The following is a 22,762-nucleotide window of genomic DNA, read 5'->3' on the forward strand; positions in this document are numbered from 1 at the left end:
ATGGCGCTGCAATCGCGCCGGCGCGGCGGCAACGGGCTCGATATCTGGCCCGGCTATGTCGATGCGTTGTCGACGCTGCTGATGGTGACGATTTTCGTCCTTCTGGTGTTCGTGCTGGCTGAGGCGTTTTTGTCGGCGGCGCTGTCGGGCAGCGACAAAACCATCTCGACGCTGCGCGGCGAGGTCGCGCAGCTTTCCCATGTTCTCGCGCTGGAAAAATCCAAGACCGCGTCCTTGCAGGACGAGCTTGCCAGCATGGCGTCGCTGGTGAGGGCGACCAAGGCGAAGAACGCGGCGCTCGAGACAGCGCAGGCGGCGAACGCCACGCAACTCGCCGGCCAGGTCAAGCTGAACGCGACGGCGTTGCGGGAGGTTTCGCTGCTCGACCAGCAAATCGCCGCGTTGCGCCTGCAACTCGCGACCCTCGCGGCGGCGCTGAATGCGGCGCAGCAGAAGGATCAGGCGCAGCATGTGCAGATCGCCGATCTCGGCCGCAGGCTGAACGAGGCACTGGCGCGCAAGGTGCAGAAACTTCAGCTCTACCGCAGCGAGTTTTTCGGCGAGTTGCGCAAGGCGCTGACCGGCGAGAAGAACATCAAGATCGTCGGCGATCGCTTCGTGTTCGAGAGCGCGGTGCTGTTTCCCTCGGACTCGGCGCGCCTGTCGGGAGCCGGCAAGCAGGAGATCGCCGCGGTTGCCAAGGCCATCGAAAAAATCGCGCCGAAAATCCCGCCGCATCTGAACTGGGTACTGAGTGTCGCCGGCTATGCCGACAAGGAAGCGATCAAGGGCGGGCGCTACAAGAACAATTTCGATCTCTCCGCAGCGCGCGCATTGTCGGTCCTGCATCTGCTGATCGCCGATGGCGTACCGAAAAACCGGGTGATCGCCAGCGCGTTCGGCTCGAACCATCCGATTGCCGCGGGCAACGCGCCGAACGATCTCGCCAAGAACCGCCGCATCGAGTTCCGGCTGACTTCGGCGGATTGAAACGTCAGGCGACCAGCGGGGCCCGGAGTGCGGCGATGCGGGCCCAGGTATCGGCGGCGTCCTCGTCGAACAATTCGGCGAGTTTCTTCATCATCGTGCCGCCGAGTTCTTCGGCGTCGACCAAAGTGACGGCGCGGCGATAATAGCGGGTGACATCGTGGCCGATGCCGATGGCGGTGAGTTCCACCAGGTCGCGGTTTTCGATGTCGCGGATCACGTCGCGCAGATGGCGTTCGAGATAATTGCCCTGGTTGACCGATAACGTGCTGTCATCGACCGGTGCCCCATCGGAAATCACCATCAGGATGCGCCGGTGCTCGGGCCTGGCGAGCAGCCGCCGATAGGCCCAGGCCAATGCCTCGCCGTCGATATTCTCCTTGAGCAGGCCTTCGCGCAGCATCAGGCCGAGATTGCGCCGCGCGCGCCGCCAGGGCTGGTCGGCGGATTTGTAGATGATGTGGCGAAGATCGTTCAGACGTCCCGGATTGCGGGGCTTGCCTTCGGAAACCCATTTCTCGCGGCTCTGCCCGCCTTTCCAGGCGCGCGTGGTGAAGCCGAGAATTTCCACCTTCACCGCGCAGCGTTCCAGCGTGCGGGCGAGAATATCGCCGCACATCGCCGCGACAGAGATCGGCCGGCCGCGCATCGAGCCGGAATTGTCGATCAGCAGGGTGACCACCGTGTCGCGGAATTCGGTGTCGCGCTCGCGCTTGAAACTCAGCGGCAACAGCGGATCGGCGACGACGCGGGCGAGCCGCCCGACATCGAGCAGCCCTTCCTCGAGATCGAATTCCCAGGCGCGCTGCTGCTGTGCCAGCAGGCGGCGTTGCAGGCGGTTGGCGAGTTTTGAGACCACACCGTGCAGATGCTGCAATTGCTGGTCGAGTTGCTGGCGCAGCCGGGCCAGTTCCTCGGTGTCGCAAAGCTGATCGGCTTCGATCTCCTCGTCATAGGCACGGGTGAAGGCGCGATAGGCGGCGTGCGGATCGCCTTCCGGGGATTTGCGGCGCTGCTGCGGGCCGGCGGGAGCTTCATCCGCCGCTTCCGCGCCCTCATCCTCGGTATCCTCATCGGCCTCCGCGTCCGCGCTCTCGGTTTCCATCGATTCTGGCGCCTCGGCGAGCATCTGTTCGGCGTCCGGCCTGGAATCGCCGTCGCCGTCGCCGGAATTGTCCTGCTGAAGCGATTGCTCGCCCTGATCGCCGGTATCCTGGCTTTCCTCGCCCTCCTCAGACTCCGCCTCGCCTTCGGCGAGATCGAGCGCCGCGAGCAGGCGGCGCGCGGCGCGGGCGAAGCCGTCCTGGTCCTGCCGTTCGGCGGCGAGATCGTCGAGCGCCTGTTCCGCGCTCGGCGGCAGCGTGCCGCGCCAGAACTCCATGACGTGCCGCGCGGCCTCGGGCACCGCTGCCGGGTCCATCCGCTCGCGTGCGAGCAGGGCAAGCGCCTGAGAAATCGGCAACTGGTCGCGCCGGCTCATCCGGTCGAGTCCCTCGGCTTCGGAATCCTCCTGCAATTTCCGGCACAGATTGGCCGCGACCCCTTCCATGTGGGCGGCGCCGACGATCTCGACCCGCGCCTGCTCCAGCGCGTCATAGGCGTCGCGCGCCTCGCGGGCGACCGGGGCGCGGGCGGCGTGAACGCTGTCGTCATGATAGCGCAGCCGCAGCGCGATCGCGTCCGCGATGCCGCGCAGCCGCGCCATCTCGGCGGGCGGCAGTGCGCGCGTGGGCGCGGGCAGACGGGCGCGCTTGCCGGCGACACCGGCAGCACCGGGCTGATAAGCGACCTGAACCTCGTCGCTGCCGGCAATTGCGCGCATCGCACCGGCAGTCGCGCGCTTGAACTCCTCGCTGCGGGAGGTTTCGCCGGCCATAGGCTCAGGCTGACCGGCGCGGCATCACGCCGGTTTCGACCTCATCATTGAAGCAGCGCTGATAGTATTCGGCGACCGTGCTGCGCTCCGCCTCGTCGCATTTGTTCAGGAAGGTCAGGCGGAACGCGAAACCGAGATCGCCGAAGATGTGAGCGTTTTCGGCCCAGGTGATGACGGTGCGCGGCGACATCACGGTCGAGATATCGCCGTTGATGAAGCCGGCGCGGGTGAGATCGGCCAGCGCCACCATGCTTTCAATGCGCTTGCGTTCGGCGGCGTTGCCCGGCTCGATTCCGAGTTTCGCCATCACGATCGCGACTTCCTGGCCGTGCGGCAGGTAGTTCAGCGTGGCGACGATGTTCCAGCGGTCCATCTGGCCCTGATTGATCTGCTGGGTGCCGTGATAGAGGCCTGTAGTGTCGCCGAGGCCGACCGTGTTCGCGGTGGAAAACAGCCGGAACGCCGGATGCGGGCGGATCACCCGGTTCTGATCGAGCAGGGTGAGCTTGCCTTCCACTTCCAGCACCCGCTGGATCACGAACATCACGTCCGGCCTTCCGGCATCGTATTCATCGAACACCAGCGCACACGGGTGCTGCAGCGCCCAGGGCAGCAGCCCCTCGCGGAATTCGGTGACCTGCTTGCCGTCCTTCAGCACGATCGCGTCCTTGCCGATCAGGTCGATGCGGCTGATATGGCTGTCCAGATTGACCCGGATGCAGGGCCAGTTCAGCCGGGCGGCAACCTGCTCGATATGGGTCGATTTGCCGGTGCCGTGATAGCCCTGGATCATGACGCGACGATTCAGCGCGAAGCCGGCGAGGATGGCGAGGGTGGTTTCACGGTCGAATTTATAGGTGGTGTCGATCTCCGGCACGTGCTCGGTGCGCTCGGAGAAGGCCGGAATGTCGAACCCGCACTCGATGCCGAAGACCTCGCGCGCTGAAACCCGGCGGTCCGGCAGATTGATCGCCGAAGTCGGCTTGCCGCGGGTTTCGGCCAAGGCAGCGATATTGTTCATCGATCGGTCATCCTGTTTGTCCCATGTGGTCAGACTACTCGCCGTGACGCGGGCCGCAAGCCTTCACGCCTGCGCCGGCGCCGCAACCCGACCCCGCGGCAGGTGGCTGCGCAGCGTGGCATAGGCGAGGTTGATGGTTTTCAACCGTTCCTCCGCCCCCTTGTCGCCGCCATTGGCATCGGGGTGGTGCCGTTTGGCGAGTTCCTTGTAGCGCGATTTCGCGACCTCGCGCGTCACCGGCCAGCCGAGGCCGAGCACGCCGAGCGCCTCGCGCAGTTCCGGCGGCGTGCGTTCCGCCTGCGGGCTCGCATGAGCGCGGCCGATCCCGGCGAAGGCGGCGAGTTCGGCTTCCAGCGCCTCGCCGATGCCGCCATTGCGCCCGAGCGGCCAGGTCGGCCGCTGCCAGCCGGTATCGGATCGGAGATTGGCCTCGATCTCGCCGGGGCTCATGCCCTTGTAATAATCCCACGCCAGATTGTAGGCGCGGACATGCTCCAGGCAGAACCAGAAATATTCGCGCAGATTGTCGCGCGATTTCGGCGCGCGGTAATCGCCGGGGCGATGGCACTCCGGCATATCGCATTCGCGGCCCGGTGCGTCCGGGTCGGGCGCGAAGGCACGCACGCGTCTGGTGGATCGTGGTGGTACGCTCGTCATGAATGGTAATTTGCCCTTTGCGGGCGTCTTGGCAACCTCGGATCGGTAGCGCACAATCCACCCATGACATCCCGCACCGAGCGCATCCGCAACTTTCTGACCACATCCTTCGAGCCAATCGTGCTCGATATCGAGGACGACAGCGCCCGCCATGCCGGCCATGCCGGAGCCGCCCCCGGCGGCGAAACCCATTACAATGTCCGGCTGGTCTCGCCGCGATTCGCCGGAATGAGCCGCGTCGTCCGCTCGCGCGCAGTGCATGACGCGCTGAAAACGGAGTTCGATGCCGGACTGCACGCGCTCTCGCTCGATCTCAAGGCGCCCGGCGAGGGGTGATATCGGCACTACCCGCGCCCTATTGTTGGATCGCCGCTTCGCCGCCCTGTTCTGGTGCCAGGGCTTTGCCGCGTTCAATGACAATTTCCTGAAAACCGCCCTCACGGTTCTGCTTCTCTACCGGACGCACGGCGCTTCAGCGCTGATCGCCCTTGCCGGCGCGGTGTTCATCGCCCCGTTCCTGCTCTGCTCGGGGATTGCCGGCGAACTCGCCGACCGGATCGACAAGGCGGTGATCGCGACCAGGGTGAAGGCGGTGGAAATCGCCGCCGCCGGCCTCGCCGTGGTGGGATTCCTGCTGCAATCCGTGCCGATATTGTTTCTCGCCCTCACCACCTTCGGCGTGCTCGCGGCTTTGTTCGGCCCGGTGAAATACGGATTGCTGCCCGACCTTCTCGCGACCGAGCGACTGCCCTTGGCCAATGCGATGGTCGATTTTGCGACCTTCCTCGCGATTCTCCTTGGCACCGCGGTCGGCGGCGCCCTGGGCACGCGCGATCCGAACCTGCTCGCCGCAATCGTGATGGGGTTCGCGCTCGCCGCCTATGGCACGGCCAGGCTGATTCCGCGCCCCGGCGCCGCGCGGCCCGATCTGCCGCTCCGCGCCAATCCGGTCGCCGCCTCGCGCGACCTGATCCGCGCGCTGCGCAGCCCGCCTGAATTATGGCGTGCCGCCCTGGTCAATACCTGGTTCTGGGCTGCGGGAATCATCTGCCTGACGCTCCTTCCCATCCTCGTCAAACAGACGCTGCATCGCGGGCCGGGCTCGGTGACGATCGGGCTGACGATATTCTCGCTCGGCATCGGCGCCGGGTCGTTTCTCGCGGCACGCATGATGCGCGGGCGCATTTCGCTCCGGCCGGCGACCCAAGGCACGATTGCGCTGGGCGTCAGCGCGCTGCTCGCCGGCGCGATCGCGGCACCTCGCCTTTATCCGGCCGTTCTCGGCGTCCTGTTCATCGTGGCGGCGAGCGGCGGGCTGATCGCGGTGCCGAGCTTCGCCGCCGTGCAGGCCTGGGCCGATCCGGGATCGCGCGCGCGGGCCGTCGCCGGAACCAATATTCTCTCCGCCGCCGCGATGGTCGCCGCGACCCTGATCCTCGCGGTTCTGCTCCATGCCGGCATCGGCCCGCGCGCGATTTTCGCCGGGCTTGGCGCGGCGGCGCTTATCGGCGGCTTGCTGGCGCGCCGGTGAACCGGGCCGGGCGCTTCTCGGCGAAGGCGCGCACGCCCTCGACGAAATCCGGGGTGCGGCCCAGCCCGCGCTGCAAATCGCGCTCGAGATCGAGCTGCGCATCCATATCGTTGGTGCCGGAAGCGTTCAGTGCGCGCTTGATCGCCGCGAGCGCCTGGGTCGGCTTGGCGGCGAGATCGGCGGCGAGCGCGAGCGCCGCATCCATGAACCCCTCATCGGGCAGGCAGCGCCAGATCAACCCCCACTCCGCCGCCTGGCGCGCGGTGATGGTCTCGCCGGTCATTGCAAGACCGCGCGCCCGCGCGTCGCCCACGAGGTGCGGCAGAAAATGCGTGCCCCCGGCATCCGGCATCAGCCCGATACGAATGAAGGCCTGGGTGAAATTCGCCGACTCGGCGGCGATCACGATATCGGCGGCGAGCGCCAGATTCGCCCCCGCCCCGGCCGCGACGCCGTTCACCGCGGAGACGACCGGCTTCGGCAGCGTGCGCATCCGGCGCACCAGCGGATTGTAGTGTTTGTCGATCGACGCGCCGAGATCGCGCATCTCGCTGCCCATGTTCTGGGTAAGATCGGCGCCGGCGCAAAAACCGCGCCCAGCGCCGGTCAGCAGCACCGCGCGCACCGAATCGTCCGACTCGATCGCGGTGAAGGCGTCGGCCAGCGCCTCATGCATGGCTGGGTTGAGTGCGTTCAGCTTTTCAGGCCGGTTCAGCGTGAGCACGCGCACCGCGCCCTCGCTGTGAACGATCAGATCCTCGGCCATGTCATCCTCCCGGTTGATTTGTCGCCCATAGTGTGGCGCAGCCTGCCCAATACGGCAATGAGGGGGAATTCATGACGATCACCATCGCGATCCATGGCGGCGCGGGTACCATGCGCGCTTCGGAGATGACGCCGGAGATGGCCGAGGCGCGGCACGAAGGACTGCGCCGCGCGCTGCGCGCCGGCTGGGCGGTGCTCGCCGCCGTCGGGTCGGCGCTCGATGCGGTGACCGAGGCAGTGTGCGCACTGGAGGACGATCCCCTGTTCAATGCCGGCCATGGCGCGGTGCTGACCGATGCCGGCACGATCGAGATGGACGCCGCGATCATGAGCGGGGCGGACCGGAGGGCCGGCGCGGTGGCCGGAATCTGCGGCCCGCGCAACCCGGTGCGCGCCGCCCGCGCGGTGATGGAGACCACGCCGCATCTGCTGATGATCGGCGATGGCGCCCTGTCGGTTGCGCGCGATGCGGGCCTGCCCTTCGAACCGGCTGTCTATTTCGAGACGCCCAGCCGCCGCGCGGCGCTGGAGCGCGAACTCGCCCGCCGTGCTTCGGGCGCGCCCGACACCCGCTCGGACGCTGATCGTCACGGCACGGTCGGCGCCGTCGCGCGCGATGCTTCGGGGCATCTCGCCGCCGCCACATCGACCGGCGGGATGACCGGCAAACGCTCCGGCCGGGTGGGCGACACGCCGATCATCGGCGCCGGCACCTTCGCCGATGATGCGACCTGCGCGGTGAGCTGCACCGGCACCGGCGAGGTGTTCATCCGCTTCGCCGCCGCCACCGAAATCGCCGCACGGCTCCGCTATAAGGGCGTGGCGCTCGAACCGGCCGCCGGCGACGTGATCGCCGAACTCGCCGCCCATGGCGGCGACGGCGGGCTGATCGCACTGGGGGAATCGGGCGAACCCGTCCTGCCGTTCAATTCGTCGGGCATGTATCGCGGCTATATCGGCGCGGACCGGATATTGCGCACCGCGATCCATCGCGAGGCGTTCCGTGTCGCGAAACCCTGAGATGCAGGCAATCTGCTTGCATCGCGGCTGCGCGAAAGCTACCTCATAACTCCAATATCTTTGGGGGTTTTGCCATGGCGTTCAGGGTTGCGGTTGTCGGTGCCACCGGGGCGGTCGGGCGCGAGATGTTGAAGACGCTCGCCGAACGCGATTTCCCGGTCTCCGAGGTCATCGCACTCGCCTCGCCGCGTTCCGCCGGCCAGCAGGTCAGCTTCGGCGAGGATCGCGTGCTGACCGTGCGAAACCTGGAGACTTTCGATTTCGCGGGGGTCGATTTCTGCCTGTTTTCGCCGGGCGCTTCGGTTTCGGCGATTCACGCGCCGCGCGCGGCGGCTGCGGGCTGCATCGTGATCGACAATACCAGCCAGTTCCGCATGGACCCGGACGTGCCGCTGGTGGTGCCCGAGGTGAACCCGCAGGCGCTGGACAAATTCGCGGCGCGCAAGGACTGGCGGCGGATCATCGCCAACCCGAACTGCTCGACCATTCAGATGGTGGTCGCGCTCAAGCCGCTGCACGACCGATTCACGATCAGGCGTGTCGTGGTCTCGACCTATCAGTCGGTGTCCGGCGCCGGCAAGGAAGGCATGGACGAGTTGGAGCGCTCGACCAAGGCCACCTACGTCAACGACACGATCAAGCCGGAGATTTTCACCAAATCCATCGCCTTCAACGTCATCCCGCATATCGATCGGTTCATGCCGGACGGGTCGACCAAGGAAGAATGGAAAATGACGGTCGAGACGCGGAAAATCCTCGACCCCGACATCGCGGTGATGGCAACCTGCGTGCGGGTTCCGGTGTTCATCGGCCACGCCGAGGCGGTGCATGTGGAATTCGCCAACCCGGCCCCGCTGGATAAGGCGCGCGCCGCGCTACGTGCGGCGCCTGGGGTCATCGTGTTCGACGAGCGTGACGACGGCGGCTACATCACCCCCGCCGAATCGCAGGGCGAGGATGCGGTCTATGTCTCGCGCCTGCGCGTCGATCCTACCGTGCCACACGGCCTCGCTTTCTGGTGTGTATCCGACAATCTGCGCAAGGGCGCGGCGCTGAACGCGGTTCAGATCGCCGAAACCATGGTCGCGCGCGGCCTGATGGAGCGTCAGGCCGCGAGATCCGAGCCTCTTAGAGCGTGATGACTTTAAGCCGATCACGCTCTGCTCTTGTTTTGGCGAGCAAGTTGGCCGGTTTTGATCGAACATGATGGTTCGATCAAAACCGGCCAACTTGCTCTAGCGAAGAATCGTCGTCGAGCCCGGTCCCGCCGTGCCGGTCAGGGGCTGGGTGACGCCGATCAGGGTGACGCCCGCCCCGTTCGACAGGGTGAGGGTCTCCGAACCGCTGATCGCGCCGGGCGTTTGCGCCGAAACCGTAACGCCGTCCGCCAGGGTGACGGTGCTGTTCTGGCCGAATCCGACGATGGTGGCCGTCACATCCTTCGATGCGGTTCCGAACAGGAAGTTGTTGCTCGCACCCAATGCCGCGGCGCCGGTCATCGTCTCCGAGCCGCTGCCGGCGATGAAGAGATTCGCGCCGGCCGCCCCCAGCATTGTGGTCGAACCCGCGCCGCCGATCAGAGTGGAATTGCCGCCGCCCGCGACCAGAAGGCTGGTCGCGCCGGAGCCGCCGGTCAGCAGGTTGTTGCCCGACGTGCCGCCGAACAGGACGGTGGACCCGGCTCCGCCCGAGGCGGTCACCGCGCCCGTACCCTGGGTGACGATGAGGCTGCCGGAACCCCCGGCGATCGACAGAGTGGCGCCGCCGCCGAACACGGTCAGATCCGTGCTCACCGCGACGGTATCGCTGCCGCCATTGGCGAACAGGACGGAGCCTTGCGCGCCGGTCACCGAGACCATGTTGTCGCCGGCCCGCGTGACCAGCAGGTTGTTGCCGGTGGCGGCGACGCTGTCGCCAAAGACAAGGGCCACCGCCTTGCCGGCGAGGGTCACGAGATTGCCGCCGTCGGTCTGGCCGAGAGCCACCTCGGCGTTGCCCGAGGCGGCGATCGTGCTGCCGGTGATCTGGCCGGAGGCGATCACGCTGTCGCCGAGCGAAACGAAATTGCCGCTGCCGTTCAAGAAGACCCGCGTGGTCCCCGAGGCGGCGATCGACGCGCCGGTTCCGTATTCGAACAAGGGGCCGGCAGTGGCGGCGATGCTATTGTCGGTCCCGAAATCCGCGATGCTGGCGCCGCTGCCGGTGATCGTCGCATCCGCGCCGACGGTCAGCAGATTGCCGGTCGCCCCGAGCGTCGCCGCGGCGTCGGTGCCGGTGCCGGTGATGAAGACGTAGCTGGAACTCCCCATCGAGACCGCGTTGATCGTATCGAACGTGCCATTGACGTTGACCGTGTCGGCATTGCCGGCGGCGGTGATGCTGGCGCCCGACGTTCCCTGGTGAAGACCGACATAGGTGTTCGCGCCGGTCACGGTGATGACGCTGTTATTGTTGAAGGCGACGATCCGGTCCTGCGCCGTCGAAATCACCGTGTCGCTGCCCGCATCCAGCGTGATCGTGTTCTGTCCGCCGCCAGTGCTGATGACGTTGCTGCTCGCTCCGCCGCCATTCGCCTGGACGGCGGTGACGGTATTCGCCCCGCCGCCGAGCAGAACGACGCTGCTTTTGCCGTCGAGGGTGAAATTATCGTTGCCGCCGCCGCCGATGATGGTGGTCGTGCCGCTGCCGCCCTGCGGATCGTAGGTGACGTTGCTGCGCGAGGTGGCGAGGAACAGCGCGGGCGAGCCGCCGCCGCCCAGCACGGTGGTATTGCCCGGCGCGTCATCCACCAGGACAGTCCCGCTACCCAGCAGAAATGTGACGCCGCCCGGCGTCGTGATGAAATCGACCGGCTGCCCGCCCGGCTGATTGACCAGCGCGTTCAGCAGCGCCTGCGCCGGCGCCTGCGCCGGGTAAGCGACGAGCAGCCCGATGGTCCCGGCCGATCCGCCGTTGATCGTCACGTTGTAGACCGTCGCGGCGGCATCGGCGGTGAACTGATCGCCGGTGCCGGTGGCATAGACCGTCGCCGCGCCAGTTACCGTGATGTCGTCATCGGCGCCGAGCACCTGAACCAGGCTCGACCCACCGATGCTGAGCTGATTGTTTGCCGCCTGCGCGCCGACCGATACCGGTCCGTTGCCGGCGACCGCGATCACGTTCCAGCTGCTCGCCACGTTCAGCGTATCATTGCCCGCCGACATCACCGTGCTCTGGCCGGCGTTGAGATTGATCAGGTTGTTGCCGCCCTGGGTGGTGATTTCGTTGTAGCTCGTCCCGCCGGCAACGTTCTGCGCCGCGGTGACGGTGTTGTCGCCACCGGCCAGAACGACGGCGTAGTTGATCCCGTCGAGCGTGATGTCGTTGTTGCCGCCACCGCCATAAACCGTGGTGATGCCGCCGACATCGCCCTGGCCGTCGAAGGTCACGTCGCTTCGCGCGCTGAAGACGATCAGCCCGTTCTTTTCGTTGCCGCCATTGACGGTGACCGCGCCGGCGACATCGACGATTTCGCCGCTATACCCGGCGCCAGTCGCCGGGTCGTAGGCCGGCAGATCGACAGTGCCGCCGGCCTGCCCCTCGATCAGGGCGTAAGTCTGAACGCCGAAGCCGCCACCCGGCACCGAAAGCGTAGCCACCTGCCCGCCGGTCAGGCTCACCGTCTCGACCGCCGCGGTGATGAACTGGTTGCCGTTCTTGATCAGGTTGGTGACGTTGTTGTCAAGGGCCTGCTGAACCTGCGGCGCGATCGCCGTGTCGACCGCGATTGTGGCGCCGCTGACCGAGGAGGTCGCAAAAGTAACATTGGATGTGCCGGACACGTGGATTCCTTCAACCTGAATGAACAATCGTTTATTTTCTGGTATATTAAACAAAAATCAAGACGATTCAATCTTGTTACAGTGACAATCGGCAAACAATTTTCCAACGCCCGCCCGGCTGCGACCGTCCTTCGGGCAGATGGCGGAATTGACGAGAGCGGGCCGACCGGCCTAAACCGCCCACGTCGTGGCGGACGTAGCTCAGTCGGTAGAGCGCCAGGTTGTGGTCCTGGATGTCGTGGGTTCGATCCCCATCGTTCGCCCCAATTCCCCGCCTGCATGGCATGCGACGTGGACAAGCGGTTCCCGCTCCGCCATGACAGCGCAATGATCGCCCCCATCGCCGCACGCCGGACATGCTGAGCCAGCTTACCGGCGATTTTCTCTACGCGACGGTCGCGCTGTTCGTGATCATCGACCCGATCGGCACCGCGATCATCTTCGCCGCGCTGACCACGCATGACGATGCGCCGAAACGGCAGGTCATCGCGCGGCGCGCCTCGATCATCAGTTTCGTCGTTCTGCTGATCTTCGGGCTCGCCGGCGAGGAGTTGCTGCGTTTGCTCGGAATCGGCATCCCCGCGCTGCAGATCGCCGGCGGCGCACTGCTGTTCCTGTCGGCGAAAGACATGGTGACGGCGAAAGGCGAATTGCGTGCGACCGACCAGGAGCGCGAGGCGGCCCGCACCACGACCGAGGATATCAGCGTGTTCCCCCTCGCGATCCCGCTGATCGCCGGGCCGGGGGCGATGACCACCATGGTCCTGCTTCATGCCAAGGCGAACGGCCAGCCAGGGGCGATCGCGGCGGTCAGTATCGCGCTCGGGGCGATGATCGTCGCCACCTTCGTTGCCATGCTGGCGGCCCGCACCCTCGCGCGACTGATGGGCGCGACCGGAGCCAGCGTGGTGGGCCGGGTTCTCGGCATTCTGGTCGCGGCGCTGGCCGCCCAGTTCATTCTCGAAGGGCTGCATCAGGCCCTTCATCTTTGATGCGGAAAAATCTTCCCTGATTTCAATAATCTAGAGAAAACCCCCGTTGACCAAAGCGTGACCCTCTGGCAGATTCACTAAATCGGGAGGCGGGATTATGACGAGGTCGGAATTGATCGCCGCTCTGGCGGCCGATCATCCCCATTTGACGGTCGCGGATGTCGAGCGGATCGTTGCCGCCCTGTTCGACGAAATGACCGCGACTCTGGCGCGCGGCGGGCGAGTCGAATTGCGCGGCTTCGGCGCATTTTCGGTCAAGCGCCGGCAGGCGCGCGCCGGCCGCAACCCGCGCACCGGCGAGACGGTGGATGTCACCGAAAAAACCGTCCCGTTCTTCCGGGCCGGACGGGAATTGCGCGAGATGATCAATGCGGGCATGAGAGCGCCGGCCGAAGCGGGCGAGGCCGAACCCGCCCTCGCCGAACCGAAGCGCAAAGGGATTAAACGCTGAAATTTCTCCGTGTTTTTCTGGGTGCCGTCGTTCTGTTGGCACTCGTCGTGTTCCTGCTGTCGAACCGCGATCTGGCGATGATCTCGTTCTGGCCGTTCGGCCCGCTTGGCTCCGCCGCGGTGGGTGCGATCGTGCTGATCGCCTTCGCCCTCGGCATTCTGGCCGGAATGTTGATTCACCTGCCGCACCGGGTTCGTGCCAGCCGCCGCGCCCGGCGCGCGGAACAGCAGGTCGCCACACTTCAGACGGCGCAGGCCGGACAATCCCCACCCGCGCCGCCCACCCTGCCGCCATGATCCGTCCGCCACGGCGCCTGATCGCGGCGATCGACACTGCCGATCCATCCCGCGCGCGCGATCTGATTCGCGCGGTCTCGCCGCATTGCGGCCTGGTGAAGCTGGGGCTCGAAGCCTTCTGCGCCCTCGGCCCCGCGGCGCTCGACGACGCGGAGCAAAAGCCGGTCTTTCTCGATCTCAAGCTGCACGACATTCCGAACACGGTCGCGGGCGCGGTACGCGCGCTGCTGCCGCGCCAACCCGCGATGCTCACCATCCATGCCAGCGGCGGTGCGGCGATGATCGAAGCCGCCCGGAATGCCGCCGAAACGGGCGGCACCGCCCGGCCGATGCTTCTCGCGGTGACGGTTCTGACCAGTCTGTCCGCCGAAGCCCTGTCGGAAACCGGGATTGCCGGAGGGCCGCGCCGGCAGGTGCTGCGCCTCGCCCATCTTGCCCTTGGCGCGGGCGCCGACGGGCTGGTGTGCGGTGTCGCCGAAATCGCGCCACTGCGTGACGCGTTCGGCGCCGGGCCGGTGCTCGTGGTGCCGGGAATCCGCCCGCTGGGCTCGGATGCCGGCGATCAGGCACGGGTTGCCACCCCGGAAGCCGCGATCGCCGCCGGGGCCGATTACCTCGTGGTGGGGCGGCCGATCACCGGGGCGGCCGATCCGGCTTCGGCGGCGGCGGCGATCGCCGCCGCGATCACGTGACCGCGCGGGTCAAAATCTGCGGCATCAACAGCCGTAGCGCCTATCGCGCCTCGGTCGACGCTGGCGCGGACTGGGTCGGGTTCGTGTTTTTTCCCCACTCGCCGCGTTACGTGACCGCCGAACAGGCGCGTGCCATCGCGACCGAAGACGGCCCGCCGCGCGTCGGCCTGTTCGTCGACCCCGATGCGGCGGTGATCGCCTCGGTTCTCGACACGGTCCGGCTCGACATTCTGCAACTCTATGCCGGAGAAAAAACCTGCCGGGCGATGCGCGCGCGGTTCGGCCTGAAAGTCTGGCGCGCGGTCGGCGTCGCCTCGGCCGCCGATCTGCCGGACAGCGATGAGGGGCTGGACGGGTTCATCATCGAATCGAAAATGCCGCCCAATGCCAGCCGTCCCGGCGGCAATGCCGCCGCGTTCGACTGGACGATCGCGAAAGGCTGGGCCGCGCCCGCGCCCTGGCTTCTGGCCGGCGGCCTCACCCCAACCAATGTCGCTGGGGCGATCGCGGCGAGCGGTACCGCCGCTGTCGATGTGTCCTCCGGGGTGGAAACCGCGCCAGGCGAAAAATCCCCTGCCCTGATCCACGATTTCATCAGGGCCGCGAAAACCTGACCCATCATCTTTGCGTTCGTGGACAAGCATAGGTGGCGCGATTCGACTGCACCGAACGTACGATTCCAGTGCAAGCGGGTGGGCCGGGGCAACGTTCGCAGGGCGCGCCGGCGCGGCCATAGACCTTCCAAGCGTGCTGGAAATAGCCGAGTTCGCCAGAGGGTTGCGCATAGTCGCGCAGGCTCGACCCGCCGGCGGCGATCGCCTCGGTCAAGGTGGCTTTGATCGCCGGCACCAGCTTTTTCACTCGCGCTGCCCCCAGTTTGCCTGCAAGGCGGCGCGGGCTGATTTCGGCGCGGAACAGCGCCTCGCTGACATAGATATTGCCGAGCCCGGCGACCACCGACTGATCGAGCAATGCCGCCTTGATCGACGTCGCCTTGCCCGCGAGCGTCGCACCCAGCACCGCCGCGTCGAAGGCCGGCTCCAGCGGCTCGGGTCCCAAGGGCGCGATCAGCCGATGCGCGTCCTCGGCGCTGGTATCCACCAGATCGAGCGCGCCGAACCGGCGCGGATCGACGAAGCCGATCACCGCCCCCTCCTCGGTCTCGATAGTCAGATGCTGGTGCGCGACAGGCTCCTGGTCGATCGTCATCCGGCCCGACATGCCAAGATGGATCAGCACCGACACCCCGCGATCGAGCCGCATGAACATGTATTTGCCGCGTCGCCGGAACCCGGCCACGCGCGCGCCGGCGACCGCCTGCACGAACCCGTCCGGCACCGTCCAGCGCAGATCGGTGCGCGCGAGCGACAGGCGGGCGATACGCCGCCCTTCGAGCTTCGCCGCCAGGCCGCGCATCACGGTTTCAACCTCGGGGAGTTCCGGCATGATGAATTTGCCGCTATAGCCTGACCTCATGGCCGATACCAGACGCAGCGATACCGTCGATTTCGGTTTTTCCTCCGTCGCGCGCGAGGAGAAACGCCTGCGCGTGCGCGACGTGTTCGACAGCGTCGCCCGCCGCTACGATCTGATGAACGATCTGATGTCGCTCGGCGTCCATCGGCTCTGGAAGCGCGATTTCGTCGCGATGATGGACCCGCGGCCAAACCGCATTTTGCTCGATCTTGCCGGGGGTACCGGCGATATCGGCTTTCTCTGGCGCAAGCGCGGCGGCGGGCCGGTTCTGCTGACCGACATCAACGAGCAGATGCTCGGCGTCGGCCGCGCGCGCGCCGAGCAGCGCGGACTGATCGGCGGGATTTGCTTCGCGGTGGCCGATGCCGAGTCGCTGCCGGTGCCGGACCGCACGGTCGATCGTGTGTCGATCGCCTTCGGGCTGCGCAACTGCACCGACAAGGACCGCGTGCTGGCCGAGGCGTTCCGCGTGCTCAAGCCGGGCGGGCGGTTCTTCTGCCTGGAGTTCTCGACGCTGCAAGTCGCCGTCGCGGCACCGCTCTACGAACGCTGGTCTTTCGCAGCACTGCCCGCGATCGGCGAACGGGTCGCCGGCGACCGGGCAAGCTATCAATATCTCGCCGAAAGCATTCGCATGTTTCCCGATCAGGACACTCTCGCCGCGATGATGCGCGGAGCGGGTTTCGCGCGGGTCGCCTATCGCAATCTGACCGGCGGAATCGCCGCGATCCATTCGGGATGGCGGCTGTGAGCGAGGCACTTGCCGGCGGCCGCATTCTGCTGATCGTCTCGGGCGGCATCGCGGCCTATAAATCGCTCGAACTGGTCAGGCTCTTGCGCAAATCCGGCGCCTCGGTGCGCGCGGTTCTCACGCGCGGCGGTGCCGAATTCGTCACCGCCCTGTCCTTGCAGGCTTTGTGCGAAGACCGGGTCTATACCGATCTGTTCTCGCTCACCGACGAAAGCGAGATGGGCCATATCCAACTCTCGCGCAGCGCGGATCTGCTGGTGGTCGCGCCGGCCTCGGCGGATATTCTCGCGAAAATGGCGGCCGGGCTCGCCGACGATCTCGCCACCACGCTTCTGCTCGCGACCGACAAGCGGGTTCTGATCGCGCCGGCGATGAATGTGCGCATGTGGCAGCACCCGGCGACCATCGCCAATCTCGCGACCTTGTGCGCGCGCGGCGTTCTGGTCGTCGGCCCCGATGACGGCCCGATGGCCTGCGGCGAATTCGGCCCCGGCCGGCTTGCCGAGCCGCCGGTGATTCTCGATGCGATCGCCTCGGCACTTCGCCCGATAGGCACGCTGACCGGGCGTCACATCCTGGTCACCAGCGGCCCGACGCATGAGCCGATCGACCCGGTGCGCTACCTCGCCAATCGCAGTTCCGGCAGGCAGGGTCATGCGATCGCCGCATCGCTCTCCCGGCTCGGCGCGCGCGTCACCCTGGTTTCCGGCCCGGTCGCGCTCGAAGATCCCGCCGGTATCGCCACCATCCATGTCGAAACCGCGCGCGAGATGCGCGATGCGGTGCGCAACGCGCTGCCCGCCGACGCCGCGGTGTTCTGCGCCGCCGTCGCGGACTGGCACGCCGAGACCGCTTTGCAGAAGATCAAGAAGAACGGTGCGGCGCCGAACCTACAACTTGTTGAAAACCCGGATATCCTCAGGGAAGTTTCCCGGCTTGACGAGCAGCGTCCGCGCCTCGTTATCGGTTTTGCCGCCGAGACCGAGAACCTGATCGAGAATGCGCGGCGGAAACGCGCGCGCAAGGGCTGCGACTGGATCGTCGCCAATCTGGTCGGTACGGCCTCGGACGTGATGGGCGGGATGGAGAACGAGGTGACACTGGTGACCGAAAACGATATCGAACCCTGGCCGCGCGCCGGCAAATCCGCGATCGCGGAGCACCTCGCCGCCCGAATCGCGGAGGCGCTGGCATGAGCGTCACCGTCGCGGTCAAGCGCCTGCCGCACGGCGCCGATCTGCCCTTGCCGGATTATGCGACGTCCGGCTCGGCCGGGCTTGACCTGCTCGCCGCTGTCACTGATCCGGTGGTAATTGCCCCGCTTGGCCGGGCGCTGATTCCGACCGGATTGTCGATCGCGCTGCCGCCGGATTTCGAGCTGCAGATCCGTCCGCGCTCGGGCCTGGCCCTCAAACACGGCGTCACTCTTCCAAACAGTCCCGGCACGATCGACGCCGATTACCGCGGCGAAATCCAGATCATCGTGCTGAATGCCGGCGCCGAGGCCTTCACCGTCACCCGAGGGATGCGCATCGCCCAGGCCGTGCTCGCGCCGGTCAGCCGGATCGCCTGGTATGAGACCGCCGATCTCGACCGCACCGCGCGCGACGCCGGCGGATTCGGCAGTACCGGCACGCAAATCGTGATGGGAGGTTAGGGAGTTTACCCAATGGCACGCGACAAATCCGAGGCGTTCCGGCGGCTTGCCGAGAACCGCACCAACGAGGCACTGGATGCGATCCGCAAGATCGGCAATCTGTCGAATCGGGGCAATTACAGTTTTGCGCCGGCCCAGGTCGGAAAAATCTTTGCCGCGTTGCGCGCGGCGCTCGATTCCGCCGAGAAGCGCTTCGACGAGAGCGAAGAAGACAACGACCCGCGTTTCACCTTGTGATCGTCCAGATTCGCGCGTGTCACCGATTCGGAGGCTTGGCGGATGCCTGCCCCGGCACCGAGGAGCCGCCGAACCGGGACATCATCGGAAAGAACACGCCGTGGGGCAGGCTGCGCAGAATCCGCAGCGGCCGCGCCAGACCTTCGGGAAATGCGATCAGGAATCGTCCGGCATCGAGCCCGCCGACGATCCGCCCCGCCGCGTCGTCCGCCTCCATCAGGAACGGCATGGGGAAGCGATTATTCGCGGTCATCGGCGTTTTCACGAAACCCGGACAGATCGCCGAAATCGCGATGCCATGCTTGTCGAGATCGAATTTCAGCGATTCGGCCATCGCGATCAGGCCGGCCTTGGTCGTCGAATAGGACACCGAGCCGGGCAGCCCCGCAAGACCGGCGAGCGAGGCGACCAGCCCGATCTGCCCGGCCCTGCGCGCGATCATCGCCGGCATCACCGTTTCGAGGCAGATCGCCGTGCCGATCAGGTTCAGTTCGACCTGCTTGCGCAGGCGCGCGGCCTCGAAATTTTCCGCGGTATCGCGCTCATAGGCGCCGGCATTGAGGATCGCGCGGGCGATTGTCTGTTCCGCCTCGATCGTCGCGACCGCGCGCCGCACCGCTTCCGGGTCGGTCACGTCGGCTGGCGCCACGATCACCTTGCCGGGGAATCGCGCGGCCAAGGCTTGCAATTCCGGCTCGCGCCGTGCGGTCGCGGCAACGCGCCAGCCGCGCGCGAGATGCGCCTCGGCCAGAGCGAGCCCGATTCCGCTCGACGCTCCAGTGATCCACACGATCCCGTCCGCTGGTTTCGGAACAGCCATGGTCTGCCTCCCTTGTATCGCTGCCGTTATATAGACATCATCGCGAACGAATCACCCATGCACATCCCGGCATCGTTAAAATCAGGCCGCCGCACTGGATCGCGAGGGCGCGCCCGCGCATAAACGGGCTCGAATTCGTTTCATCGAAGGATTTCATGCACCAGCTCATTCTCATGCGCCACGCCAAGGCCGAGCGCGTCCGCGCCGATCAGGCCGATCACGATCGGGCCCTGAGCCAGACAGGGCGCGACGCTGCCCTGCGGCTGCGCGCCAGCCTGCGCAGCCTCGGCATCGAGCCGGACGTGATCCTGGTCTCCTCCGCCCGCCGCACCGGCGAGACGCTCGATTGCGTCGCCTATTGGAACGAACGGCCGAATGTCGAAATGCTCGATACGCTCTACATGGCGCCCGCCGCGCGGCTGTTCGACATCGTGCACGATCTGCGCGAGACGATGCGCAGCGTCATGATCGTCGGCCACAACCCTGGTTTGCACGAGCTGGCTCTCGCACTCGCCGCCGGCGGCCCAGCCGGGTCCGAGCCGCACCGCCTGCTGGCCGAAGGTTTCCCGACCGCGCGGCTGGCCGATTTTCTGATCCTTACTCCGTGGCGCGATCTGCGGGCGCACGGCGCGCGGCTGCAGCGGGTGATCGATCCGCCGAAACCGAGGTAAATCCGTCCTTTCGTCATGTTGCAGGCGCGAAGGTTGCATGATCGGGGTGGAACGACTTAATAGATGTCCATCCAATGCGTGCGCCGTTTGGACCTGTCGGATAGTCGCTCTTCCATTCGTCGCTTCGACCGAACAAGGGGATGATGACCATGAGCAGCACAGCCGCCAGCGCGCCGGCAGTCCATGCGACCATTACGATTCCGGGCACCAACAAGACCGCCAGCCTGCCGCTTCTGTCCGGCACGCTCGGCCCCCAGGTCGCCGATATCCGCAAGCTCCAGGCCCAGGCAGGCATTTTCACCTTCGACCCCGGCTACGGCGAAACCGCGTCCTGTGAGAGCAAGATCACCTATATCGACGGCGATGAAGGCGTGCTGCTCTATCGCGGCTACCCGATCACCCAGCTCGCCGAGAAATCGACCTTTCTCGAAGTCGCCTATCTGCTGCTGTTCGGCGAATTGCCCACCGAGGCGCAGTTCAAGGATTTCAGCCACGGCATCACCATGCACTCGATGCTGCACGAACAGATCCGCCGCTTCTGGGAAGGCTTCCGGCGCGACGCCCACCCGATGGCGGTGCTGTGCGGCGTGGTCGGCGCGATGTCCGCCTTCTATCCCGAGAGCGTGAACATCAACGATCCGCGCGAACGCGAGATCAGTGCCTTTCGCCTGATCGCAAAAATCCCCACCATCACCGCCTGGGCCTACAAATACTCGATCGGCCAGCCCTTCATGTATCCGCGCAACGACCTCTCCTACGCGGAAAACTTCCTCTACATGATGAACGCGGTTCCGCCCGAGCCCTACAAGAAGAACCCGATTCTCGAACGCGCGATGGACCGGATTCTGATCCTCCATGCAGATCACGAGCAGAACGCCTCGACCTCCACGGTGCGGCTTGCCGGCTCCACCGGCGCCAATCCATTCGCCTGCGTCGCCGCCGGCATCGCCGCTTTGTGGGGGCCCGCACATGGCGGGGCGAACGAGGCGGTGCTGAAAATGCTCGCCGAAATCGGCGACAAAAAGCACATCAAGACCTTCATCTCCGAGGTGAAGGACAAGAACAGCCACACCAAGCTGATGGGCTTCGGCCACCGGGTTTATAAAAACTACGACCCGCGCGCGAAAATCATGCAGCAGACCTGCTACGAGGTTCTGGAAGAACTCGGCATCAAGGACGAACCGCTGCTCGACCTTGCCATGGAACTGGAAAAAATCGCCCTGGAGGACGATTATTTCGTCTCCCGCAAGCTGTATCCGAACGTCGATTTCTATTCCGGCATCATCCTGAAGGCGATGGGCTTCCCCACCACCATGTTCACGCCGCTCTTCGCGCTGGCCCGCACCACCGGCTGGATCAGTCAGTGGATGGAAATGATCGCAGACCCGCAGAACCGCATCGGCCGCCCGCGTCAGCTCTATACCGGGGCGCCGCAGCGCGATTACGTGGATATCGCCCGGCGCGGGTAACGCCGCGCATGCATCGCTGCGTTGCATAATTCGACAGTACCCGATCTTCATATCGGATAAATCCGATCTATCTATCGTCTCATGACGATCGATGCTGAATCGCCGCCAGAGATCGCGCCGGATCTGGACGAGGGACTGAAAGCCCTGGTCCACCCGGTCCGGCGCGCCATTCTCGCAAAGCTGAAAACCCCTGAGCTGTATTTCGCCGAACAGGAGCAACCGCTCTCGCTCGGCGTGTGCGCCGGGCAGATCGAGCGCTCCTGTCCGCTGGCGCAATCCAGCGTCTCGGCCCATCTCGCCGCGCTGCAATCGGCGGGGCTGATCACCGCCCGGCGCATCGGTCAATGGGTCTTCTACAAGCGCGACGAGGCCACCATCGAGGCGCTGCTGGCGCGGCTGCGCGAGGCCTTGTGACCGGCATCGATCGATTTTCGTGAACACCATCATCATCGAACCCCCGAAAGGCCGCTTCATGTCGAAACTCTTCGAGCCTCTGCGCGTCGGCGCCCTCACCCTTCGCAATCGCGTCATCATGGCGCCGCTCACCCGCTCGCGCGCCGGCAATGTCCGCATCCCGAACGCGCTGATGGCGGAATATTATGCGCAGCGCGCTTCCGCCGGGCTGATCCTGTCGGAAGCCACGTCGGTCACGCCGATGGGTGTCGGTTACGCCGCGACCCCCGGCCTGTGGTCGGATGAGCAGGTGAGCGGCTGGCGCATCGTCACCGAGGCGGTGCATCGCAAGGGCGGGCTGATTTTCGCCCAGCTCTGGCATGTCGGCCGGATTTCCGACCCGATCTTCCTCGATGGCGAACTGCCGGTCGCCCCCAGCGCCATCGCGGCGGGTGGCCATGTCAGCCTGGTGCGGCCGGAGCGACCCTATGTCACCCCGCGCACCCTGGAAACCGAGGAAATTCCAGGCATCGTCGCCGCCTATCGCGCCGCCGCCGTGAACGCCAGGGAAGCCGGATTCGATGGCGTTGAAATCCATGGTGCCAACGGCTATCTGCTCGACCAGTTCATCCAGGATTCAACCAACAAACGCACCGACGCCTACGGCGGGACGGTGGAAAACCGCGCCCGGCTGCTGCTTGAAGTGACCGATACCGCGATCGCGGTATGGGGCGCCGATCGGGTTGGCGTGCATCTCGCCCCGCGCGGCGATTCCAACACGATGGGCGATTCCGACCGGCTCGGCACTTTTACCTATGTCGCGCGCGAGTTGGGTGGGCGCAAAATCGCCTTCATCGCCGCCCGCGAGTACAAGGCGGAGGACTGGATCGGCCCGCGCCTGAAAGCGGCGTTCGGCGGCGTCTATATCGCCAATGAGAGATTCACCCGCGAAACCGCCGAGCAGGCGATCGCGGCGGGCGAGGCCGATGCGGTCGCGTTCGGCAAGCCGTTCATCGCCAACCCCGATCTGCCCGAGCGATTCGCGCAGAACCTGCCGCTCAACCCGCCGGACACCGCCAGCTTCTATCAGGGCGGTGCCCAAGGCTACACAGACTATCCTTTCGTTCGCAAAGCCGCTTAAACTTTCTCCGGCGGACCGGGATTGCAAAACCCCGGTCC

General features: G+C 66.0%; 25 protein-coding genes and 1 tRNA gene. 19 read left to right on the plus strand and 7 right to left on the minus strand.

Annotated features, from left to right (window positions below; translation table 11 throughout):
* Complete coding sequence (locus tag AiwAL_RS01490; RefSeq protein WP_235703438.1) at window positions 1–990, plus strand: peptidoglycan -binding protein; 990 nt, start codon at window positions 1–3, stop codon at window positions 988–990.
* Window positions 991–994: 4 nt separating this feature from the next.
* Here AiwAL_RS01490 and cobT read toward each other — a convergent pair whose 3' ends face one another.
* From cobT to AiwAL_RS01505, 3 genes are all read right to left on the minus strand, one after another.
* Window positions 995–2,863, minus strand: coding sequence for a cobaltochelatase subunit CobT (cobT, locus tag AiwAL_RS01495; protein ID WP_235703439.1), 1,869 nt, complete (start codon window positions 2,861–2,863; stop codon window positions 995–997).
* A 4-nt stretch (window positions 2,864–2,867) separates the two neighbouring features.
* Window positions 2,868–3,884 (minus strand): cobaltochelatase subunit CobS, encoded by a 1,017-nt coding sequence (gene cobS / locus AiwAL_RS01500; protein WP_235703440.1) that lies wholly within the window; start codon window positions 3,882–3,884, stop codon window positions 2,868–2,870.
* 63 nt (window positions 3,885–3,947) lie between these two features.
* Window positions 3,948–4,541: a J domain-containing protein gene (locus AiwAL_RS01505; protein WP_235703441.1), complete on the minus strand. Its 594-nt coding sequence runs from the start codon at window positions 4,539–4,541 to the stop codon at window positions 3,948–3,950.
* A 63-nt stretch (window positions 4,542–4,604) separates the two neighbouring features.
* Here AiwAL_RS01505 and AiwAL_RS01510 point away from each other — a divergent pair, with 63 nt between their 5' ends.
* A complete protein-coding gene (locus AiwAL_RS01510) occupies window positions 4,605–4,877 on the plus strand; it encodes a BolA family transcriptional regulator (RefSeq protein ID WP_235703442.1) in 273 nt (90 codons plus the stop codon).
* A 25-nt stretch (window positions 4,878–4,902) separates the two neighbouring features.
* Window positions 4,903–6,072 (plus strand): MFS transporter, encoded by a 1,170-nt coding sequence (locus AiwAL_RS01515; protein WP_235703443.1) that lies wholly within the window; start codon window positions 4,903–4,905, stop codon window positions 6,070–6,072.
* On the opposite strand, the gene paaG is transcribed toward AiwAL_RS01515, so the two are convergent.
* Complete coding sequence (gene paaG, locus AiwAL_RS01520; RefSeq protein WP_235703444.1) at window positions 6,044–6,838, minus strand: 2-(1,2-epoxy-1,2-dihydrophenyl)acetyl-CoA isomerase PaaG; 795 nt, start codon at window positions 6,836–6,838, stop codon at window positions 6,044–6,046. The two genes, AiwAL_RS01515 and paaG, sit on opposite strands and share 29 nt — an antisense overlap.
* Before the next feature lie 71 nt (window positions 6,839–6,909).
* Here paaG and AiwAL_RS01525 point away from each other — a divergent pair, with 71 nt between their 5' ends.
* On the plus strand, window positions 6,910–7,857 hold the full coding sequence (locus AiwAL_RS01525; protein ID WP_235703445.1) for an isoaspartyl peptidase/L-asparaginase family protein: 948 nt from the start codon (window positions 6,910–6,912) through the stop codon (window positions 7,855–7,857).
* 74 nt (window positions 7,858–7,931) lie between these two features.
* Window positions 7,932–8,996 (plus strand): aspartate-semialdehyde dehydrogenase, encoded by a 1,065-nt coding sequence (locus AiwAL_RS01530; protein WP_235703446.1) that lies wholly within the window; start codon window positions 7,932–7,934, stop codon window positions 8,994–8,996.
* 96 nt (window positions 8,997–9,092) lie between these two features.
* On the opposite strand, the gene AiwAL_RS01535 is transcribed toward AiwAL_RS01530, so the two are convergent.
* Window positions 9,093–11,678: a hypothetical protein gene (locus AiwAL_RS01535; RefSeq protein WP_235703447.1), complete on the minus strand. Its 2,586-nt coding sequence runs from the start codon at window positions 11,676–11,678 to the stop codon at window positions 9,093–9,095.
* Between the two features lie 190 nt (window positions 11,679–11,868).
* On the opposite strand from AiwAL_RS01535, the gene AiwAL_RS01540 reads away from it, so the two are divergent.
* The 6 genes from AiwAL_RS01540 to AiwAL_RS01565 all read left to right on the plus strand — a co-directional run bounded on the left by AiwAL_RS01540 (window position 11,869) and on the right by AiwAL_RS01565 (window position 14,723).
* Window positions 11,869–11,944: transfer RNA gene (locus AiwAL_RS01540), tRNA-His, on the plus strand.
* A 90-nt stretch (window positions 11,945–12,034) separates the two neighbouring features.
* On the plus strand, window positions 12,035–12,670 hold the full coding sequence (locus tag AiwAL_RS01545; protein ID WP_235703448.1) for a MarC family protein: 636 nt from the start codon (window positions 12,035–12,037) through the stop codon (window positions 12,668–12,670).
* Window positions 12,671–12,767: 97 nt separating this feature from the next.
* Window positions 12,768–13,121 carry an integration host factor subunit beta gene (locus tag AiwAL_RS01550; protein WP_235703449.1) on the plus strand — a complete coding sequence of 118 codons (354 nt, stop codon included), beginning with the start codon at window positions 12,768–12,770 and terminating at the stop codon, window positions 13,119–13,121.
* Between the two features lie 35 nt (window positions 13,122–13,156).
* Window positions 13,157–13,417, plus strand: a complete 261-nt coding sequence (locus tag AiwAL_RS01555; RefSeq protein ID WP_235703450.1) for a lipopolysaccharide assembly protein LapA domain-containing protein — start codon at window positions 13,157–13,159, stop codon at window positions 13,415–13,417.
* On the plus strand, window positions 13,414–14,109 hold the full coding sequence (pyrF, locus tag AiwAL_RS01560; RefSeq protein WP_235703451.1) for an orotidine-5'-phosphate decarboxylase: 696 nt from the start codon (window positions 13,414–13,416) through the stop codon (window positions 14,107–14,109). Before AiwAL_RS01555 ends, pyrF begins: the two co-directional genes overlap by 4 nt.
* Entirely contained in the window at window positions 14,106–14,723 is a 618-nt protein-coding gene (locus AiwAL_RS01565; RefSeq protein ID WP_235703452.1) for a phosphoribosylanthranilate isomerase, read from the plus strand. Before pyrF ends, AiwAL_RS01565 begins: the two co-directional genes overlap by 4 nt.
* 4 nt (window positions 14,724–14,727) lie before the next feature.
* On the opposite strand, the gene mutM is transcribed toward AiwAL_RS01565, so the two are convergent.
* Window positions 14,728–15,555 carry a bifunctional DNA-formamidopyrimidine glycosylase/DNA-(apurinic or apyrimidinic site) lyase gene (gene mutM, locus AiwAL_RS01570; RefSeq protein WP_235703453.1) on the minus strand — a complete coding sequence of 276 codons (828 nt, stop codon included), beginning with the start codon at window positions 15,553–15,555 and terminating at the stop codon, window positions 14,728–14,730.
* 28 nt (window positions 15,556–15,583) lie between these two features.
* Here mutM and AiwAL_RS01575 point away from each other — a divergent pair, with 28 nt between their 5' ends.
* Genes AiwAL_RS01575 through AiwAL_RS01590 form a run of 4 tightly spaced genes read left to right on the plus strand, consistent with a single transcriptional unit; the run spans window position 15,584 to window position 18,230 of the window.
* Window positions 15,584–16,336, plus strand: coding sequence for a class I SAM-dependent methyltransferase (locus AiwAL_RS01575; RefSeq protein ID WP_235703454.1), 753 nt, complete (start codon window positions 15,584–15,586; stop codon window positions 16,334–16,336).
* Window positions 16,324–17,532, plus strand: a complete 1,209-nt coding sequence (gene coaBC, locus AiwAL_RS01580) for a bifunctional phosphopantothenoylcysteine decarboxylase/phosphopantothenate--cysteine ligase CoaBC (protein WP_235703455.1) — start codon at window positions 16,324–16,326, stop codon at window positions 17,530–17,532. Before AiwAL_RS01575 ends, coaBC begins: the two co-directional genes overlap by 13 nt.
* Window positions 17,529–17,993, plus strand: a complete 465-nt coding sequence (dut, locus tag AiwAL_RS01585; protein ID WP_235703456.1) for a dUTP diphosphatase — start codon at window positions 17,529–17,531, stop codon at window positions 17,991–17,993. Before coaBC ends, dut begins: the two co-directional genes overlap by 4 nt.
* 12 nt (window positions 17,994–18,005) lie before the next feature.
* A complete protein-coding gene (locus AiwAL_RS01590) occupies window positions 18,006–18,230 on the plus strand; it encodes a hypothetical protein (protein ID WP_235703457.1) in 225 nt (74 codons plus the stop codon).
* A gap of 19 nt (window positions 18,231–18,249) precedes the next feature.
* Here the strand turns inward: AiwAL_RS01590 and AiwAL_RS01595 are convergent, their stop codons facing one another.
* A complete protein-coding gene (locus tag AiwAL_RS01595) occupies window positions 18,250–19,050 on the minus strand; it encodes an SDR family oxidoreductase (protein WP_235703458.1) in 801 nt (266 codons plus the stop codon).
* Between the two features lie 155 nt (window positions 19,051–19,205).
* Here AiwAL_RS01595 and AiwAL_RS01600 point away from each other — a divergent pair, with 155 nt between their 5' ends.
* The 4 genes from AiwAL_RS01600 to AiwAL_RS01615 all read left to right on the plus strand — a co-directional run bounded on the left by AiwAL_RS01600 (window position 19,206) and on the right by AiwAL_RS01615 (window position 22,724).
* Entirely contained in the window at window positions 19,206–19,721 is a 516-nt protein-coding gene (locus AiwAL_RS01600) for a histidine phosphatase family protein (protein WP_235703459.1), read from the plus strand.
* A 149-nt stretch (window positions 19,722–19,870) separates the two neighbouring features.
* Window positions 19,871–21,190, plus strand: a complete 1,320-nt coding sequence (gltA, locus tag AiwAL_RS01605; protein ID WP_235703460.1) for a citrate synthase — start codon at window positions 19,871–19,873, stop codon at window positions 21,188–21,190.
* An 81-nt stretch (window positions 21,191–21,271) separates the two neighbouring features.
* Window positions 21,272–21,604: a helix-turn-helix transcriptional regulator gene (locus AiwAL_RS01610; RefSeq protein WP_235703461.1), complete on the plus strand. Its 333-nt coding sequence runs from the start codon at window positions 21,272–21,274 to the stop codon at window positions 21,602–21,604.
* Window positions 21,605–21,662: 58 nt separating this feature from the next.
* Window positions 21,663–22,724: an alkene reductase gene (locus AiwAL_RS01615; protein ID WP_235703525.1), complete on the plus strand. Its 1,062-nt coding sequence runs from the start codon at window positions 21,663–21,665 to the stop codon at window positions 22,722–22,724.
* Window positions 22,725–22,762: the final 38 nt, after the last annotated feature.

Source organism: Acidiphilium sp. AL, assembly GCF_025499445.1.
Classification (GTDB): domain Bacteria; phylum Pseudomonadota; class Alphaproteobacteria; order Acetobacterales; family Acetobacteraceae; genus Acidiphilium; species Acidiphilium iwatense.